Origin of the sequence: Aurantimonas sp. A2-1-M11 (assembly GCF_036549475.1) — a bacterium.
Lineage (GTDB): Bacteria > Pseudomonadota > Alphaproteobacteria > Rhizobiales > Rhizobiaceae > Aurantimonas.
Genome location: NZ_JAZHLI010000211.1, coordinates 1 through 620, shown reverse-complemented (window position 1 = coordinate 620; position 620 = coordinate 1). Strand labels below are relative to the sequence as shown.

Below are 620 nucleotides of genomic sequence, written 5' to 3'. Positions count from 1 at the left end.
CGACAAGGCCGACCAGCTCGGTGACATCGTTCGGCGCCACTGGTCCGTCGAGAGCATGCACTGGCTGATGGACTGCCTCTTCAGAGATGAATGCCGGGTCCGCACCGAACATGCTCCGGCCAATTTCACCACCATCAAACACATCGCACATAACCTGTTGCGGCGGAATCCCGCCAAACTGTCGATGACCAACAAACGATTGAAGGCCGGGTGGAACGAAAAATTCCTCGTCAGCCTCATCTCGTGAAATGCAACTCACCCGATTCCCCTGGCAAGGTGGTGACCGCCCGTTTCGACGGCGGCTCGCTGTCCTCGGACGCCGGGTTGCTGGCGCTGCGCGAGGTCGAGCGGCGGCTCGACGTGGCCGGCAAGCTCGCGGCCTGCATCGACGACCCCCGCGATCCCGCGCGCACCCTGCACAGCGCCGCCGACATCCTGCGCTTCCGCATGCTGATGATCGCGGGCTACGAGGACGGCATCGACGCCAACGCCCTGCGCGCCGACCCCGTGTTCAAGATGGCGCTGGAGCGGCTGCCGGGCGAGCGCGACCTCTGCTCGCAGTCCACCGTCAGCCGGCTCGAGAACCTGCCCGATCGACGCATGCTGCTGAAGATGGGCCG

At 65.2% G+C, this 620-nt stretch carries 2 protein-coding genes; both read left to right on the top strand.

From position 1 onward, the window contains the following. Positions 1–247: transposase (locus VQ042_RS25715; protein ID WP_442880259.1), on the top strand; the 247-nt coding region annotated here is incomplete at its 5' end. After that, the coding region (locus VQ042_RS25710; protein ID WP_331823069.1) for a transposase at positions 244–620 on the top strand (377 nt) is incomplete at its 3' end. The genes VQ042_RS25715 and VQ042_RS25710, both read left to right, overlap by 4 nt.